This window comes from Bacteroides sp. OF03-11BH (assembly GCF_003604005.1).
Lineage (GTDB): Bacteria > Bacteroidota > Bacteroidia > Bacteroidales > Bacteroidaceae > Bacteroides > Bacteroides ovatus.
The window spans coordinates 139,852-158,171 of sequence record NZ_QTMW01000013.1 but is presented as its reverse complement, the minus strand read 5'-3'; the positions used below and the strand labels follow the sequence as shown (position 1 = coordinate 158,171).

14 protein-coding genes, 1 pseudogene and 1 riboswitch are annotated in these 18,320 nt (G+C 45.8%); of the genes and pseudogenes, 4 read left to right on the top strand and 11 right to left on the bottom strand.

Annotation, left to right across the window (positions count from 1 at the left end; translation table 11 throughout):
- Positions 1-29: 29 nt before the first annotated feature.
- Entirely contained in the window at positions 30-851 is an 822-nt protein-coding gene (locus tag DXA54_RS12395) for a hypothetical protein (protein WP_120079592.1), read from the bottom strand.
- Positions 852-1,038: 187 nt separating this feature from the next.
- Here DXA54_RS12395 and DXA54_RS12390 point away from each other — a divergent pair.
- The 3 genes and pseudogenes from DXA54_RS12390 to DXA54_RS12380 all read left to right on the top strand — a co-directional run bounded on the left by DXA54_RS12390 (position 1,039) and on the right by DXA54_RS12380 (position 4,361).
- Positions 1,039-2,375 (top strand): annotated as a pseudogene (locus DXA54_RS12390) (DUF5690 family protein).
- Positions 2,376-2,412: 37 nt separating this feature from the next.
- Entirely contained in the window at positions 2,413-3,198 is a 786-nt protein-coding gene (gene phnX, locus DXA54_RS12385) for a phosphonoacetaldehyde hydrolase (protein WP_120079590.1), read from the top strand.
- 74 nt (positions 3,199-3,272) lie between these two features.
- Positions 3,273-4,361, top strand: a complete 1,089-nt coding sequence (locus DXA54_RS12380; protein WP_120079588.1) for a 2-aminoethylphosphonate--pyruvate transaminase — start codon at positions 3,273-3,275, stop codon at positions 4,359-4,361.
- A 101-nt stretch (positions 4,362-4,462) separates the two neighbouring features.
- Here DXA54_RS12380 and DXA54_RS12375 read toward each other — a convergent pair whose 3' ends face one another.
- The 5 genes from DXA54_RS12375 to DXA54_RS12355 all read right to left on the bottom strand — a co-directional run bounded on the left by DXA54_RS12375 (position 4,463) and on the right by DXA54_RS12355 (position 11,278).
- Positions 4,463-5,866 (bottom strand): MFS transporter, encoded by a 1,404-nt coding sequence (locus tag DXA54_RS12375; protein ID WP_004296786.1) that lies wholly within the window; start codon positions 5,864-5,866, stop codon positions 4,463-4,465.
- A gap of 205 nt (positions 5,867-6,071) precedes the next feature.
- Positions 6,072-6,530, bottom strand: a complete 459-nt coding sequence (gene nrdG, locus DXA54_RS12370; protein ID WP_004296782.1) for an anaerobic ribonucleoside-triphosphate reductase activating protein — start codon at positions 6,528-6,530, stop codon at positions 6,072-6,074.
- Positions 6,531-6,532: 2 nt separating this feature from the next.
- Entirely contained in the window at positions 6,533-8,926 is a 2,394-nt protein-coding gene (locus DXA54_RS12365) for an anaerobic ribonucleoside triphosphate reductase (protein ID WP_004296781.1), read from the bottom strand.
- A 39-nt stretch (positions 8,927-8,965) separates the two neighbouring features.
- Positions 8,966-9,160, bottom strand: a riboswitch (cobalamin riboswitch).
- 281 nt (positions 9,161-9,441) lie between these two features.
- Complete coding sequence (locus DXA54_RS12360) at positions 9,442-10,266, bottom strand: Rpn family recombination-promoting nuclease/putative transposase (protein ID WP_004310114.1); 825 nt, start codon at positions 10,264-10,266, stop codon at positions 9,442-9,444.
- Between the two features lie 499 nt (positions 10,267-10,765).
- The gene (locus tag DXA54_RS12355) at positions 10,766-11,278 is read right to left on the bottom strand and encodes an HU family DNA-binding protein (RefSeq protein ID WP_004296776.1); all 513 of its coding nucleotides are present in this window, start codon (positions 11,276-11,278) and stop codon (positions 10,766-10,768) included.
- A gap of 250 nt (positions 11,279-11,528) precedes the next feature.
- Between DXA54_RS12355 and DXA54_RS12350 the strand changes: the two genes are divergently transcribed.
- Positions 11,529-11,780 (top strand): DUF4248 domain-containing protein, encoded by a 252-nt coding sequence (locus DXA54_RS12350; protein ID WP_004296773.1) that lies wholly within the window; start codon positions 11,529-11,531, stop codon positions 11,778-11,780.
- Positions 11,781-11,976: 196 nt separating this feature from the next.
- Here DXA54_RS12350 and DXA54_RS12345 read toward each other — a convergent pair whose 3' ends face one another.
- The 5 genes from DXA54_RS12345 to DXA54_RS12325 all read right to left on the bottom strand — a co-directional run bounded on the left by DXA54_RS12345 (position 11,977) and on the right by DXA54_RS12325 (position 18,312).
- Positions 11,977-12,504, bottom strand: a complete 528-nt coding sequence (locus DXA54_RS12345) for a hypothetical protein (RefSeq protein ID WP_004296771.1) — start codon at positions 12,502-12,504, stop codon at positions 11,977-11,979.
- Between the two features lie 20 nt (positions 12,505-12,524).
- Positions 12,525-14,324: a hypothetical protein gene (locus tag DXA54_RS12340; RefSeq protein ID WP_022200250.1), complete on the bottom strand. Its 1,800-nt coding sequence runs from the start codon at positions 14,322-14,324 to the stop codon at positions 12,525-12,527.
- A gap of 65 nt (positions 14,325-14,389) precedes the next feature.
- The gene (locus DXA54_RS12335; RefSeq protein WP_004310112.1) at positions 14,390-15,589 is read right to left on the bottom strand and encodes a hypothetical protein; all 1,200 of its coding nucleotides are present in this window, start codon (positions 15,587-15,589) and stop codon (positions 14,390-14,392) included.
- Positions 15,590-15,806: 217 nt separating this feature from the next.
- Complete coding sequence (locus tag DXA54_RS12330) at positions 15,807-17,000, bottom strand: BACON domain-containing protein (protein WP_004310111.1); 1,194 nt, start codon at positions 16,998-17,000, stop codon at positions 15,807-15,809.
- Between the two features lies 1 nt (position 17,001).
- Positions 17,002-18,312: a DUF4302 domain-containing protein gene (locus DXA54_RS12325; protein WP_004296764.1), complete on the bottom strand. Its 1,311-nt coding sequence runs from the start codon at positions 18,310-18,312 to the stop codon at positions 17,002-17,004.
- Between the last annotated feature and the right edge of the window lie 8 nt (positions 18,313-18,320).

Here is an 18,320-nt window from a genome sequence, read left to right as displayed (position 1 = left end):
AACTTTTTACTCATATTTATCAACTTAAATTAATTCCGCCAACGGGTATAATCTCCCTCCTGACACGTATAATTATAGTACACCTCCAATTCCGGAGTCAATTCCGCCCGCGGAACCAGACACCCTTCCATCTCCAGAAACTGATTAACATCCGTACTATCCGACTGTTTCACCAGTACAATACGACGCGCAATCGGATTATGATTGTAGTCCAGACAGAGATAAAGCCCTTTCAGCATATTCGGAAACTCATAATGCGGAAGTTGCAGGTAAATAGTCACCAGCGCAAACTGTGGCAAATCCCTTTCGTTGAACATCAGGTAAGAGTTCTGATGATTACTGATAATCCCGCTCCCCCAATGCACCGACTTATACGCATTAATCATCCCCACCTTCACATACTCATTATTCTCGGAAGCACAAATCATGTACGGCTCGATCTTCAAGCTATCCGTAGAAGACGACAAACTGTAACTAAGATACATACCGCTATAATTATACACCTCCTGCACAGACTCCTTCGCCTCCTTCCCCAGCAACTTGATAAAAGAGTTGCCATTCTCCGCCTCGCTCTGCACGTCCGGCTCCATCTCCTGAAGCAACAGCCTCACCGATCCCACATTATTTAATAAGCGTTTCTTGGAAACATTATTCACCAGTGCCAAAGCTTCATCCAGCGCCTCGTCCGGTGTGCGTGTTTTCAATAAGTCGATATAAGCGGGAAGCACACTCGAATACAAAGCAGACAACACACTCGGAGCCATATCCACCCGGTCGGCAATTTCTTTCATCTTCACCCCGTTGTTGCGCAGGTACTCTATTCTTTTATAAATATCCGTAAGTTCGTCCATGATTTTTCGGTTTGTTAATTGATTCCGTTGCAAAGGAATGACTAAGGTATTATGTTTGTATTGCATGAATATTACATTAATATTTCAGTACACTTAAAGGCTCATATATACAATATGATTCATTGAAATTCATTTTTTCGTTCGCTCCGACACCCTACTTTTGCACCGGAAACAAAAAAATAGCATTATGAACTTCAAAGAAAAACTGTCGCCTTCGGCCCAAAAGAAACTTTCCGATTTACTCTTTATCCTTTATGCGGGAGGAGCGGCACTGCTATCCTATTCATTAGTCTACGCACTACGCAAACCGTTCACCGCCGCCACGTTCGACGGCATGGAACTATTTGGTATGGACTATAAGATAGCCACCAGCATCATCCAGATATTCGGATATATGGTATCCAAGTTTATCGGGATCAAACTTATTTCCGAACTGAAGAGAGAAGGCCGCCTGAAATTCATTCTTGTTTCTATTTTAGTGGCCGAACTCTCTTTGGTTCTTTTCGGATGCCTACCCCGCCCGTTCAATGTGTTGGCGTTGTTCTTCAACGGACTGTCGCTTGGCTGTATGTGGGGAGTCATCTTCAGCTTCCTCGAAGGACGCCGGGTGACGGATCTGCTCGCTTCCCTTTTCGGACTTAGTATCGCAGTCAGTAGCGGCACAGCCAAATCCATCGGACTTTTCGTTGTCGACACCCTGCATGTCAGTGAATTCTGGATGCCTGCACTGATGGTGCGGTAGCATTGCCCTTGCTGGCAGGACTGGGCTATATCCTCGATCACCTGCCCAAACCGACTGCCGAAGACAAAGCACTGCGTGTGGAACGTGTCACTCTCAACAAACAACAACGCTGGAACCTGTTCCGCAGCTTTGCTCCCATATTGACACTGCTTTTCTTCGCCAACCTCTTTCTCACCGTTTTGCAAGATGTCAAGGAAGACTTTCTGGTGAAAATCATAGACGTCAATGCCGCCGGACTTTCCCCGTGGGTATTCGCCAAAGTGGACGGTGTAGTCACACTGATTATCCTGGCTATTTTCGCCACCCTGGCAGTGATGAAAAGCCACATCAAAGTACTTTCCGTTCTATTGACCCTTGTCATTGCGGGAGCAATCACACTTAGCACTGTGGCATTCAACTACCATACCCTGCAACTTTCTCCGCTCGTGTGGTTATTTATCCAGAGCCTCTGCCTCTATTTTTCTTACTTGAGCTTTCAAACCATCTTCTTCGACCGCTTCATCGCCTGTTTCCGCATCAAGGGAAATGTAGGTTTCTTCATAGCGATGGTCGATTCCATCGGCTACACAGGCACAGTGGTGGTATTGGTAGTGAAAGAATGTTTCAACCCGGATTTAAATTGGCTGGAATTCTACAATACGATGGCAGGGACAGTAGGAATCGTCTGCACCTTTGCGTTCACCTTAGCAATGATTTATCTGACACAAAAATACAGAAAAGGGAAACAGGGTGAAATACGCGGGAACGAATCCTGCCCCGTCCCCTCCCTCGCTTCTTATTAATTTCTGACGAATAAACCAATATTATATAGAAACAAGAATGAAAAAGATTGAATGTATTATTATGGACTGGGCTGGTACAGCCGTTGACTATGGATGTTTTGCCCCCGTGGCTGCTTTTATCGAAGCATTTGCCGAAAAAGGACTGGTAATCGATGTTGTACAGACCCGCAAACCAATGGGACTACCCAAAATTCAACACATCCGCGAACTACTTTCCATGCCTGACGTGAACGAACAGTTTACCGCCCGTTACCAACGCGCCTGGACGGAAGAAGACGTGGTAGAACTAAACCGCCTTTTCGAGAAGCATCTCTTCGCCTCTCTCGAAAACTACACAGACCCTATTCCGGGAGTAATCCCAACTTTGGAAAAATTGCGTGCCGCAGGTATTAAAATAGGATCGACCACCGGCTATACCCGCAAAATGATGGATGTAGTTCTCCCCGCCGCACAGGCAAAAGGATACCACGTGGATTATTGCGCCACTCCCAACCTGCTTCCCGCCGGACGTCCCGCTCCTTACATGATTTTTGAGAACCTGACGAAATTAGCAGTCCCCAGCCTCGACGCTGTTATAAAAGTGGGCGACACGATTGCCGATATTCGCGAAGGAGTGAACGCGAAAGTGCATAGCGTAGGCGTGATTCTCGGCAGCAATGAAATGGCACTTACCGAAGCAGAAACAAAATCAATGCCTGCCTCCGAACTCGAAGCCCGCATCGCCGACGTCAAAGAGCGCATGCTTGCCGCAGGAGCTTCTTACGTGATACGCACTATCGAAGAACTTCCCGCACTGATTGAAACGATCAACGCCGGCAACTAACATTCAAGCCCGCACCCAACAATCAGAAAAGAAACAAAATCATTTATTTATTCATTTCTAAAGAAAACATCATTATGAAACCATATTTGTTATTAACTCCGGGACCTCTAACCACCTCTGAAACAGTAAAAGAAGCCATGATGACCGACTGGTGTACATGGGAGGAAGACTACAACCTCGGCATTGTTCAGGAACTCCGCAAAGACCTGGTTAACATCGCCACTAAAAAACCGGAAGAATACACTTCCATCCTTTTACAGGGAAGCGGAACCTATTGCGTGGAGGCCGTTTTAGGCGCCACCATCACCCCGAAAGACAAACTCCTGATTTGTAGCAACGGAGCCTATGGCGACCGTATGGGCAACATTGCAGAATATTACCATCTCGACTACGACATGCTGGCTTTTGAAGAAACAGAGCAGGTATCAGTTGAATATGTAGACGATTATCTTAGCAATAACTCCGATATCACACATGTCGCTTTCGTTCATTGCGAAACAACGACTGGTATCCTGAATCCGATCAAAGAACTGTCCCACATCGTCAAGATGCATGGTAAAAAGCTGATTGTAGACTGTATGAGCAGCTTCGGAGGTATCCCCTTAGATGTAAACGAACTCGGTATCGACTTCCTAATCAGCAGTTCCAACAAGTGTATTCAGGGTGTACCGGGATTCGGATTCATCATCGCCCGCCGTTCGGAATTAAAATATTGCAAAGGAGTGGCACGCTCTCTTTCCCTGGACATCTACGACCAATGGGAAACAATGGAAAAAGGACACGGAAAATGGCGCTTCACTTCACCGACACACGTTGTCCGTGCTTTCAAACAAGCCCTGACCGAATTGATTGAAGAAGGAGGCGTAGAAGCACGTTACCAACGCTACTGCGAAAATCACCGTATTTTGGTGGAAGGTATGCGTGCACTCGGATTCAAAACATTACTCGAAGATGACATCCAGTCGCCTATCATCACTTCTTTCCTTTATCCGCATGAAGGATTCGACTTCAAAACATTCTACTATGCACTGAAAAATAAAGGATTCGTGATTTACCCGGGAAAGATTTCAAAAGCAGATACCTTCCGTATCGGAAACATCGGTGATGTGCATCCGGAAGACTTCCGCCGTCTGGTAGAAGTCATACGGGAAACGAAATACTAGAAAGTCAAATCTTTCAAGTTCATCTTGAATGATTACTTACTGATATGTTGTATGATGTTCCTGTGAAGTTCTGAAAGACTTAATCCTCTTTCAGGACTTCATTATTTTCTTTTCAGGGTGGAAGGCTGTGATAGCCTCAAGCTACTGACGATAGCTGCCACAACGGCAAACCCACTCCCCACCATCAGGCAAACAGCCGTGCTCCGGCTATGAGTGACAAAGCTGAAAAGCAAGGCAACCAATGTTGTTCCGGTGGTCTGTCCCAACAGGCGGGCCATTCCCAGCATCCCACTGGCCCCTCCCGAACGCTGCGTAGGAGCGGAAGAGATAATTGTACTGTTGTTTGGCGTCTGAAACAATCCGAAGCCTGCACCGCATAACATCAAACGCAGGATAATACTTATATCAGATGATTCGGCAGTCAGACTGGAAAGCGAGAAAAGCCCGATGGCAAACAAAACCATCCCGATACTTCCCAGTATACCGGGGTGAATACGCTCCACGAGATACCCTGCCAATGGAGCCGTGACCAGCGTAGCCAACGGCCACGGAGTAAGCAAAAGTCCGGTCATCACCTCACTGTGTCCTAAAGTGTTCTGCAGGAAAAAAGGCAGGGAAACCATTGCCGACATTTGAGCGATAAAGGAACAAATGGAAGTCAGGATGGATAACCGGAAAATAGGAATCCGCAACAGGTCGAGCGGCAGTAACGGAGTAGTTTGCGTCAGTTGCCGGCGCACATAGTACGTGCCTACCACTGCCAATACAACCAGTTGGATGAAAAGGAAATCCATTTCCTCGTGATGGGCGAATCCGTCCAGCGTATATATAAGCAGGCCGAAGGTAACCGCATTCGCTATGGCGCTGATATAATCAAACTTGCGTTTCGAGCGTTCCTCCTGCCTTGGCAGATGTTTGATGCCGAGGAACAATGCGGTAAGTCCTAACGGAACATTAATAGCAAATAACCAGTGCCAGCTGGCAATAGAAAGAATACCGCTCGCCACAGAAGGCCCGGCGGCAGCCGATATGGCAACGACCATCGCATTAATCCCCATTCCCCGCCCAATCTGGCTCTTCGGATAGATGTAACGTAGCTGTGCCGTATTCACGCTGGTGATGGCAGAGGCACTGAACCCCTGAAAAATACGGGCGACGGTTAGCGTCCAAAACGAATCGGACAAGGCACAAATCAACGAAGTGATGCAAAACAGACCGATACCTGAAAGAAAGACTTTCCGGTAACCGATGATTTCACCCAAAGCGGAAAAAGACAGTAGCGATATGACGATGGCCAGCTGATAGCCGTTGATAATCCAGGTGGTTACAGCGGGAGAAGTCCCAAAATCATGCGAAAGCGTGGGTAGTACGATATTGACGATGTTAATATCCAATACCGACATACAAAGAGCGAATCCGACGGACACCACCGCCCAAATACGCTTAGGCATCGGCAATCCGTCGGTTTCCTCTATTTTTTGAGTTGAATTTATCGATTGTACCATAAAAACTTATTCTTGTAAGTAGTCATTCTTTTTTCACCATAAAGCAACGCAGGGATGCAAACACAAACACCACCGACGACAAAAAAAGCACCGCGTTACTCTGTGATAAAAAATGATTCACTTGGTTTCGTAAAGGTAAACAAAACAATGGTACAGGTGTTTTTGTTTCCTTTGAAAAATAAGTTTTTTTAGTGGAGAAAAGTCGTTACTTCAACTTCAAGATCCGTTGATTACTGCTTCCCCTGAACTCCAGATACGGAGAGAAAAGAGCCTGCTCGAAGCGTCCGTCCACCAACACATCTATATAATCAAGAGCAGCACTCAAACGAGGCTGTGCCTTGATTTCTTCGTAGCTATATCCTGTATAGCACCACACATTCATCCCCGTCTCCTCTTTCACCCGTTTCAGTAAAAGCAGAAACTCCTCCGGATGGAAGAACGGATCACCACCGGAAAAAGTAACACCGTCCAGCAAAGGATTTGCCTTGATTTCACGGATGATGGACTGTATTTTTTCTTCCGTCAACTCTTCCCCCGCCCTCGGATTCCAGCTCTCCGGGTTGTGGCAACCAGGACAGTGATGGGAACATCCGGCAAGATAAATAGAGTACCGGATGCCTTCACCATCGACAATCGTTTCAGGATAAGTTCCTAATAAATTCACTTCTACAGGTGTTTTACGCGGTCTTGTTCTTCTGCCCGTTTAGCAGAGTTCCAGGAACTCAAATCGCCTGTCAGGTAACCGGTTATACGGCGCATACGAAGGATGCTTTCACTCTGGCACACCGGACATTTATCGAAGATAACCCCTTTGTAACCACAGTTATGACAAGTATCTACCGGGTGATTGATAGAGCCGTAGCCAATCCCCTCGTCGTGCATCACTTTCACAATCTTGGCGATGGCACGTACATTCTTCTGTGCTTCACCGTCCAGTTCTACATACGTGATATGTCCGCCGCGCGTAATAGCGTGGAACGGAGCTTCACGCTTGATTTTCTCAACGATGCTGATCGGTTCTTTCACGTCTACGTGAAAAGAGTTGACATAATAGTCGCGGTCTGTCACTCCGGGGATTTTTCCATATTTCCGACGATCCATTTTAGTGAAACGTCCCGAAAGTCCTTCGGCAGGAGTAGCCAGAACGGAGTAGTTCAGGTTATATTTCTCTTTATATTCGTTTACCACTTTATTCATTTCCATCACCGCTTCATACAGCGTGTCCCATGCTTTCTGGTTGTGGCCGTGACCTTGTCCGTAGAGAGCCACCATCGCGTTGTGTCCGCCGATAAATCCGATACCCAGCGTACCGCTGCGCAATGCATCACCCACCTGTTCATTCGGGTTCAGCTCACCGCCGCCTTTCCACACATTATTTCCCATCATGAACGGGAACTGACGTGCCAGGGCCGTACGCTGATACTGATAACGCTCGTAAAGCTGATCGGCTACAAGCACGGACATTTGGTGTACGGATTCGATGAAAATTTCTTTTGCCTTCTGTTCAATGGCATCCTTGTTGCGTTCATCCTCTATCAGGTTTTCCGCCTTGATGCGGGCTTCAATCGCCAGTCTCGGCATATTCAGCGTAGTGAATGAAAGATTGCCACGACCTAAAGAAGATTTTTCTCCTGCCACGTTTTCAAAGACACGGGTGCGACAACCCATCGTCGCCAATTCGTAGATGTAACGTTTCGGATCGTCCGCTCTCCATTTCTCGTTCTGATTGAAAGGTGCGTCGAGGAACATGAAGTTCGGGAACAATGCTTTCGCCGTAGTCTGGCAAGCCTTCAACAGCAAGTCGAAGTTGGGAGCCTCGTAACGGTCGGTCATTGCCTCTTCGATATTTTCCGCTTTCATTGCTTTCTCAAAGTCTTTTTCCGAGTAAGAAACTCCGTCTTTCACCTTGAAAATCTGGATCGGGAATACAGGCACCTCACCTCTTGTACCCAATCCTTCAATGGTAGCTTTCAGCAATTCTTCGATCACCATGCGGCCTTCGGCAGAAGTGTCCGTACCGTAGTTGATGGAGCTGAATACCACCTGATTACCGCCACGTGAATGCATCGTGTTCAGGTTGTGGATAAATCCTTCCATGGCCTGATGGGTATCTTTGCGAGTCTGCTGATAAGCTTTCTCAACGATACGGGCAAGGTGTTCCTTATCTATAATAATCTGTAAAGCCACCAAAGCAATGCGCAATGTTTCGCGTTCGGCTTCAGTAGTCTTGATAGACGGAAGATATTCTTTAATCAATGTGCGGATGGATTTCTCATCGGCCTGATTTCCGTTTTCCATGGCGACATAGAAATTGATGAACGATGCCAGATGCTTGCGGAAAGATTTGGCCACACCTTTTGCCATGAAGAAATCGAAAGCAGGAATTGCCTGTCCGCCATGCTGCTCATTCTGATTCGTCTGGAAAATAATAGTAGCCAACGTAGCATAACTCTGGATGCTTTGCGGGGTACGGATACTACCGTTCTTGGTGCGAAAACCACGTTCAAAGAGGTCATCCATATCATATTGGATACAGGTCGTCGTCTTTGTCGGATAATAATCCAAGTCGTGAATGTGAATATCTCCCAACTGGTGCGCTTCGGCAAAACGTTTCGGCAACAGGTATTTATACGTATAATCTTTGGTTACTTCGGAAGCGAACGTCATCATCTGTCCGGCAGGCGTGTGACTGCTCATGTTGGCATTGCTCAAGTTGACATCGTTCTTGTCGATAGCAACGATGCCGTCCATCACTTGCTTCATCTGGGTTTTCTTATCGCGCTCCGTATTCCGCCATTCGCGATAAATAATATATTTCTTCGCTACTTCCGGGCGTACTTTCATCAACGACTTTTCTACTAAATCCTGAATCTCTTCTACGGTAATAGTAGGAGTAGTAAACTGACTGATTACGTTCATAGTGATGTCAGCCACCAACTGCTGCTCATCCTGAATACCTGTTGCACTGAATGCTTTACTAATTGCATTCTTGATCTTACTGATAGAGAAATCTTCTCTCTTACCATCACGTTTGATGATACAAATTTCCGCGTAGTTCATAACTTTAACTCCCGAAAGTTTAAATTTAAAATATTGATAACTAAAAGAAAAAGTTCCGGCAGGTCTTCTGACTTATCCCTCCCTCGCAACACCTTCCCACACCGACATCGATGCAGTGGCTTATTGTGCGGATTCTTAGAGAATTACAGCAGCGGGTACTGTCGCCGATTTACACAGCGTTCCCTCATTGACTAAACCTCTTTTAGCTCCGAAACCGGATACAAAGATAGAAGATAATCTAATAGCTTGGTTAGCTTTTAACATTAAATTTCGGGAAACATTTCTTTCTCGCTGATACAGAAAGTTTTCCAAAACGGAAAACTTTTTTCTGATTTTAACGTGGATAATATTCCAATTCCGTTTATTTCACCCAAAAGACATATATAGTTTTTAGCTACTTCACTCTTAGCGAAAAAAGAATGTGTTAAAAGTCTCCACAACTATCTTTTGCTTCATAAGTTACAGACTATTTTTCACTTTCGACCAAACCTTTCTTTCCGATAAAATGAAAGAAATTATAATTTTTCGATTTCTTCTTTCGAAAGCCCGGTAGATTTTATGATAATATCGTCAGCCACTCCTAATTCTTTCAAATTACGAGCTGTTTCTTCTTTACCTTTTTGCAAGCCTTTCTGTTCAGCAAAGTCCAACGTATTAAAATAATCGTTATAAACTTTCCATTCTTCTTCATACTGGGCTCTTTCCTCCTGGGTCATATTTGCTTTGGAAGCCAACTTTTCAAGTCGCTCGAAGACGGCCTTGCGAGCCTTGAAAGGCATCCGGTCAAGTGTATCCATATGCTTTAGTATATAAATCCAGCGTTCAAAATCATTTTCACATTCATCCTCCTCTTTGTTGAAGTTCGGCAGTTCGATAAAAATCTGCCGGAACTTGTTGCTGAAGAGCTTCCCCGTATCCCTGTCAGAAAGAACGATATCCGTTCTGATTTTAGAGGGCATATCCTTGTCCATCACGAAATTCATGAAGAACACTCCGTACACGGCATCTAATTGAAAGTTCCAAACTCCCCTTTTCGCCTGCTGCGTAATGGCCCTAGAAAGATAGAAGAGGGCACGATCTTTAAAGTAAGGCTGTTCCCGGTTCTGCATTTCTACGATAATACGTTCACCGGTATCGGTTACGCAATAGATGTCGTAGATAAGACCTCGTTCTGTTTTTACTTCCGGCTGCTGTTCACTGTTAAGGAACTGAATGTCGGTAATCACATGCTCTCCTACGAGCAAATCGTTCAAGAAGTCGATTAACAACTCCTTTTCTACCTCTCTGCCGAATAAAAACTTAAAGCCAAAATCGGTAAAGGGATTGATAAATCTTCCCATTATATGCTGTGTCTCAATTACAAAACAAAGATAGAGTTTTTTTGTTGAATACGGTCAAGAATAGAAAAAAATAAATGGGTACAAAAAAAGAAGCTGCCTCATTCATCGGGAGACAGCTTCTTCATTTGAACCTTGAGCCTTACTTTACTTTCACTTTATGAGTTGCTCCACGTTTGTTACCGGTTCCGTGAGCTATGTGCGGGCGGCACGTTTCGTTTTTTTTCAGGATCATTTTTTTACACGTACACTAATCTTTTTCCGTCTTACTGCTTCTCCGATGACGGAACCGCAGAACAGCCTCAAGAATGTCTAACAACTTTTCCAGTAATAATTTCATTCGCTTTTCTATTAAGGTTGATAATCTATTTTATATCGGTCGAAGTGCAACCATCAGCTATACCCGATTCGCGGCTACTGATAAGTCTATCAATAAGCTTTAGTTTGCCTGACAAACTTATCAGTTAATCCCTACGGATTCAGCTGCCAGCTGCACTTCCGGTCAAGCGGCCGGGTCCGGCGCTTCTCCTCCTCCGCCACCGGGTTCGTCGCCGTCATCCGGGTCTTTGTCAACGACATCGTCGGCCACAAACGAACCCGCTACATCCTTGATGTGCACAAACTCCACTCCGGTGGTCAATGCGCGGGTAGCACTTCCGTTAGCGGCACGGGTGTATTCAGGGGTAAACTGACAACGCAATGAAGTGATCTGCGAACTGCTGACTTTACTCTCCAACTCCACTCCTTTTCCTCCTGCTTTGGCAATCATTGTAAATGTTCCCAAGCCTTCGAGGCGCACCGTGCGGCTGTTGAGCAACTGTTCGCGCATCACCGACATCAGGTTACGAATCACGTTATGAACATCACCCGCCGTCAGCGAGGCTTTTTCTGCAATCAATTCCGCCATTTTCTGCGTATTGACCATTTTCCCGAATTTCACCAGACGGGGATAATAAAGTTTCTGTCCTTCCTTGTTGGCAAGTGTTGCCTGATAAGGTTTGTAAATTAATGGCATACTGTTTTCCTTTCTTTTTTGATTGATGAATAAATAACTACTGTTTGTAACCGATTACGAAGACAAAAGTACACGAAGAGAAAAAAGCAGGGAAACACGATGTTACAACCCGTCGCAAGAGAGAACAGACAAACACAATTTGATACGATTCATGCCTACAAAGGCTTCTGTACAAAACAGAACCAACCGACATAAAAAGGCGTACCTTTGCATGAGTTCATACAAAATAAACCTCTAAAAAACAGTCAATATGAAAACAGAAACAACTCCAAAAGCAGAAACAGAGAGCCGTACCCGCATACAAGCCTATAGCAAAAGCCAGTTGGCCGGACTTTACCTACCTCACATACAGTCCGCCTCGGCACGACGCACCCTCCGTAGTTGGATTGCCAAGAACACTGCACTGCAAGCCGCACTCGCTCAAACCGGATATAGTGAAAAAGCCATCCTGCTCACTCCGGCACAAGTAAGGCTGTTCTTCAAGTTTTTAGGAGAGCCCTGAAACGACTCTTTTACAAAGAAAATATCATTCGGAGAAAGATAAAGCCAAACAAGGCAAGAAAAAAGGCAAGCCAAAGCAAAGCGGACATTTCATCACAGATCACGCGAATCAAATTATAACTTGCTGATTGCTGTTATAAAGAGTCCAAGATAATCTGTAACGAACTGTCCGCTCATTATATAAAAAAAGGATTATATCATTCCGGAGTACCTTCTCCCGACGGCTTCATCAAATCGGCTGTAACCTCCGCTTTAAAACGGACACCGTCGTGAAGCCGCAGATTCAATTTGACAGTAACATTCTCATCGTTGTTACGCTTCACATAAAACGTTCCCGTCACCCTTTTATATTGGGAATAATAATAGAACGGATCTTCGTAAATAAAGAAATACTGGTCGTTTTGGTACAAGGTCGATGCATCCACCACTTGCCCCTCCCAATACATACCCAGAGAAAACAAAAAATAAGTACTAGTTTTCCCGTCCTGTATCTTTTCCGGAGAAAAGATACAGGTAAAATAACCACCGTCCATAGTAGCCTCACCGGACACGATCCTGTTCGCTTCCCCCCGGAATGAATAAGTACCGATGGAAGGCAATTCCTCCACATCCGGACCGGGATTTACCGGATCATTATCTTTATCGTCACTACATCCGGCAAAACCCACCAGAAGCAATCCCGATAAAACATATAAATTTAAATATTTCAATAAGATTTTCTTCATGAATACACTTCATTAAATCGTCACTCTATTACTGTCACCGCACCTTTATAGTAGCCGGACAAACTGGCATCGCCATATTTCTTAATACCTACCACTTCAAAAGTCATTTCAACTTCATTGCCCTGAAGAGACACCGAAGTCCGGCCTCCCAGAGCCAGATTGCCCAATGTGGTATTAGCCCGACTGTAAGTCACTCCTTCATACGTAATCGAGATTTTCACATTTTCATCATCACCGGAGAATCCGCGGAGCACTCCATCCAGCATTGTTTTCGAAAGACGCACCACTGCATCCGCTGCCGACATTCCCGCCACAGTAGTGATACCTGGTTGTCGTGAAAGGTAAATAACACAAATATCCGCATCCGTCTTATCTATCACCACAGACTGGATAGTGACCGGAGTACCGTCCGCCCCTAAGCGATATTCATTCGGGATCGTCGTATCATACACCGCGAAAGCACCGTTATAGTTACCTGATATTTTAAGGCTATTATCACCCAAATATTTGAGGTTAAGCGTCAATGAATATTCATTATCCGCTGATTTCGATACACTGAACGTACCTGCCGCATCCTCCAGGTGACCTTTGGATATTTGTATTCTTTCTTCGTCATACGGGCTATAATAAGTAAACTCAAAAGCCAGATTGGTATCTGTAATATCCACCTCCTGCCCGTTAAGTCCTGCATTCGGAACAAAAAGGCGCACATAATACGAGTTTACATTTTCCAAGTCCGCAGCAGATGAAATTCCCGACGGAGTGAGATACAACGCTACTCCTGCATCTGTCTTTTCATAGAAAGTAGCTTTGATGTCACGCGTTTTTTCTCCGTTCAACGTTAATATATTCGTCGTACTCTGCTTAATTTCAGAATAAGCACCCTCATAAGAACCTTCGAACTTTTCACCCGAAAGCAAAGTAAAGCTAAAAGTTACTTTCACATGATCGTCCGTCTTTTCTACTTTGAACTTACCTGCCGAACATATTTCAGACCATCCATAAGGCTCCACCGCACCCAGATCGTCAGCTCCCAATTCTGTCATATTATAGAAAGCATAATCCGTACCGTCATAAGACGTGATATCCAATACCTGTCCCAACATATCCGGATTGATTCCGATCATCAGGAACTCCGTGTCCGACATATCTTCCACCGTTGTCACTCCCGCGTCCGGACTAAGATAAAGGTATTGAATCCCTCCGATGACAGTAGCCACCGCCGATTTCAACGGACGCACTTCACTTCCGAAAGAAAATTCACTGGGCAACTTTGCAGGAGCCTTGTAGCTACAACCAGCCTCCCCTGTAAACTTACCGCCACTTTTCAGCGTACAATCAAAAGTAGCTTTCACAGCCGATATCTCATTCTCACCCGGAGTCATCGTCAAAGTGATCTTGCCTTGCGTCAGCACCTCTTCCCATTCGTAAGGGTCCACGGCTACAATAGCCTCACCATCGGCATCCATGTAATAAAGCACATAATCGTCACCTTCAGAGCTGCCTACCGTAACCGGACTGCCCACCAGACTCTTATCCACTCCCAGCATCACATATTCCTTTCCGCTATTCATAAAGTCTTCAAGCGTTTCCAAACTCTGCAACGGACTCATACACACATACACAATGCCATCCTGTTCAAAACAAGACACCGATTTAGCTTGTATCGTCTTATCCTTATACGTATACGTATTCACTGTTTCCACAGGTTCCAGTTCCGGCTCCGGTTCGGGATCAGTGGCCGGATCATCGTCACTACATGCCACAAAACAACTCATTGCCAACATGAATAAGAAAAAGGAAATAAATCTAGTTTTCATATTTCTCGTTTTTTGGGTTAATTATAAAATCGCGTTATTAGTAAAATGATGCCATCCACCCGTGTTTACTGCGGACGATAATCAAATACGGTAATAGGAGCATCCTGCGAATAAGTGGTACGTACATGATTCGGGTGTTCCTTATCACAGTCAATAAAATCTATCGTCAGCGTGTGTTTGTCACCGTCGCGTGCCACAGTCATGGTTCCGCCGTCTATGCGTGCATATTCTTTCATGGCTCCGTTCTGAAGTTTCTCATACCAGGTTCCTCCCGGATAAGTAAAGCCGTTAGGATAGCCCGAAGCTATGTTTCCCGGTTTCAGCAACTCGCGCGGGATACCATATGATTCCTTATCACGCGCCACCACCGTATAAGTACCTGCCGGAATACCCTGTGTTACATCCGTAGCCCATTCCACGAAAAATTCCACCTTCAATACTCTTCCATTACCGGCCGGCCAAGTGTCGACAAGACTTATACTCTCTTCCGCCAGATAAAGCTCGACTACCCGGCACGACTCATCTTGCAGATAATAAGAATCGCCCTTATCCTGCAGGCGGGCTTGCGTCCATCCATTCAGTGCAATATCGGTGGTCAGCGTAGAATTAGGAGTTTCATCCTTGCTTTCGTGACGGTCGATGGTGATTACTTTTCCCGTATAGGTGAAATAACGTTTCAAGGAAAGATCGCCCACCAATGTTCCGCTAATCGAATATTCACCACCGGACAGCCGTTTCACCGTCATTTTACCACCGGAAAGCAAATCGGCATCGACACTCGTAGAGTAAGATTTCACATCACCGTAGAAAGTTCCGGCAGGAATATCCACCTTTCCGGTCGGGAGATCGATTTGATTCATATATCCGAGGTTGAATGTCCATTCATCAAACGTGTATCCGTTCAATGCTGCATCAAAAGTGCCTTCAGGGAGCGGAAATTCCGTAGCTTCCGAAGCAAATGGCGGGACATTCAGGCTGAACGCCATGATCTTGCCCGGTCCTATCGGATTACCAGTAGCATCTACTTCCATATCCGTATAAAGCGTCAATACAAAATGATCTGTGCCCACTCCGTCTTTATCTCCCCAGTACACCAGGTTGGAGTTGACAAACTCCACCACTTCCGGCGCCGGGTTTACGTCTTCTCCACCGGGTTTTCCTCCCTCCGGATTTTCGGCGTCATTGTCACTGCAAGCGGTCAACACCCCCACAGACGCAACAGCGAACAGGCAGACACCCAATAACTTCATTATTTTCTTATCCATATCAGACTGATTTATATATTTTACATCATTGAAAAGAACTTCCGTAGCGACCGGGAATCATAAAAAAGGCGGAGTAAGCTCGGGAAAAGGATTCCCATTCTTCGCACGAGTATCCCCGCCTGTCATATAGTAAAGTTAAATTAAGAGAGAATTAGTAAATTCTCATTCCGTTTCACAACGGTAGTTCTTTTCTTTATTCATCAATGTTATGTTCGTTTTATCTGAAAAGTGCAATATCCGGGAAAAGGATACAATCTTTCAGTGTCCCGGTCAGGAACTGCTGTCCGTCAAACAATGCTATCGCCAGGTAGCATCCGCTTTCCGGTGCTCCGGTCACGTCCTGAAAACTGACTCCGACAGAACCGTCCTGATAAAGCACAGGAGCGAAACCGAAATTTCCTTTCGAATAAATATTGGAAGAAGCCGCTACAGAAAAGCCGTACAGGGTTTGCAAAACAACACCTGCCCCATCATCCGATGTTCCGTCCGATACTCCACCTGACGTTCCGTCCGAAGCGCCTTCTGCCACCTCATCCGCAACTTCTTCCACGACCGTAAAGTCTTTCTGTGCCGCACCGATAGGAACCACAAACGATCCATTTTCATAGGTAGCCTGCAATGAAATCGTAGCCTTTGCGGGGTCTTTCAGATATTGCGCTGCCGGAGTATTTGCCAACGACATCTTAATGGTATATCCCTCGCCATCGACATTCTTCGAAATTTCAGTAGCCGACAAGGGATAGGCGTTTTCGATATTCTTCGTATCCCATTTCACATAAATCCGGCTATTTCCCCACACTCCAAGCAGGTCCGTCGCTTCATACTGGTAGACGTAGTAAAGGAACTTCCGCCCCTCATTGGTGCTGACCAATAACTGGCAGGCACGGGGATTTCCGGTTTTGTTCTCTTTCAACACAAGCAAGAAACCATCTTCTTTTGAAGCAGCCGGCACCTCCACCCAGTCGATTCCCCGCTGCACGCTCACTTTGAAATCAAACGAACTATTCACACGTACAATCGTCTGTGAAGGAGCATTTCCGAAGCGTATCACCTGCTGGTCGGAGTCGGGAGCAAAAATATTTCCCTCCTGCGTCACTACAATTTTCTGTTCGCTATTACCATCGCTCACGGTCACCTGCGTGGCACGTGACGTATATTCATAATTGGCTCTGGCAAGCAAAGTTATCTTTTCGTTTGTCACTTCGATTACCCTGCACCAGTCCGCACCCGAAACGGCAGTCAGTTCTCCGGTAGCCTGCAAAGCCACTTCCACCGTTCCGCCTCCGGCTGCCAGATCGACGTCCGCATTCATGATGCGGAAGCCTTGTGCCGTTTCATCGTTTTCCTTGTCGCACGCTGTCATCAGCAAACAGCACGCAGATAATAACAGTATAACTAACTTATTCATCATATCATTCTTCTATTGTTTTTTTAATCAACCTGATTGCTGCAACTGCATCCGTGTATCCCATGAAAGAGGCCTCCTCATCCTGCGAGTCGTACACACCGAAGATAAATCCGGAGATTTCACCCATCCACACTCCATTGTCCACCAGATAAATGCCGTCGGTGGTAGGATAACTGATAAGACCGATTGCCGAACTGCGCAAAACATAATCATTCATCAAATCCCACATAGCCAGATACACGTAACCTCCCTGTACTTTCTTCAAAAATTGCGGCAAGATGGAAAGTCCGCCACGCGGCTTGTCATAAGTTACCAGAATGTCATATTCGAGTCCTTTGAGCCAATAGCTCTTGCCGTCCTCGTCCTTCACCAGTTGAATCTCCTGCGAAGCCACTTCCATCTGGTTCGTCGCATCGTTCAGACGATAAAAATCCATCTGGTAAGTGCCTGGATAATAGTCGTAACTTTGATACCCGGCAGTATAGACACCCGCCAGTTTCACCTCCGTAGCTCCTTCGTCGGTACAAACAAAGCTGATCTCCTCGTTCTTCCAGACAAAATTCTGCATGGTTTGTCCGTCTATCGTCACCGGTTCGTGAAAACGCATTCCGTCGGTGGTAAACATAAAAGGTACGGTTTTCTGATGCACCTTTCCAACTTCGTCATAATAGGTCACAATGAACGTATAGTTGCTGCGTAGCATTTGCCCGGTGTAGAGTCCGTCCATCCGCAGGTCGTATTCATAAAAGAAAGCATCGTCTTCCACTTTCTTTATCCGGGTGAGATATTGCTTCCACGTCTGGTCGGCAGAAAAAGCCTTCATCACGATGCGGTTGCCATATTTCTTGCCTTTCAGTTCGATACGGTCGGCGGTGGCATCGGAGATCACGAATTCGTAGTCGCCTCCGAGCGTTCCGTTCGGGTCGTCGGCCATACTTCCCTGCGGTTGCCCGAAATAATGCACCAGGTAATTGTAGGTATCGAAAGACAACATCGTCGCCTGCTCGGACTTGACGCTATAAAGCGAACTGACCGTCTCATCCGCTCCCGCTATCTGCGAAGCCATCGTCACCCGCTGGCCGTCGAACTTGCAAAGCAGGGTAATACCTCCCAGCGAGTAGTCCTTACCGACGTAATATTCCATCACCCATCCGTTGGGTGCTGCTTCCAGCAGTTCGCTGCAACGCTTCACATCGGCCGTGGCACGGTTGGCAGACGAATCGTCAAAATAATCTTCTTCCTGAAAGAGGCACGACTGCAAACCCAGGCAGACAAGGGCCAACAGGAAATATATCGTTCTATTTTTCTTCATCATAATAATGT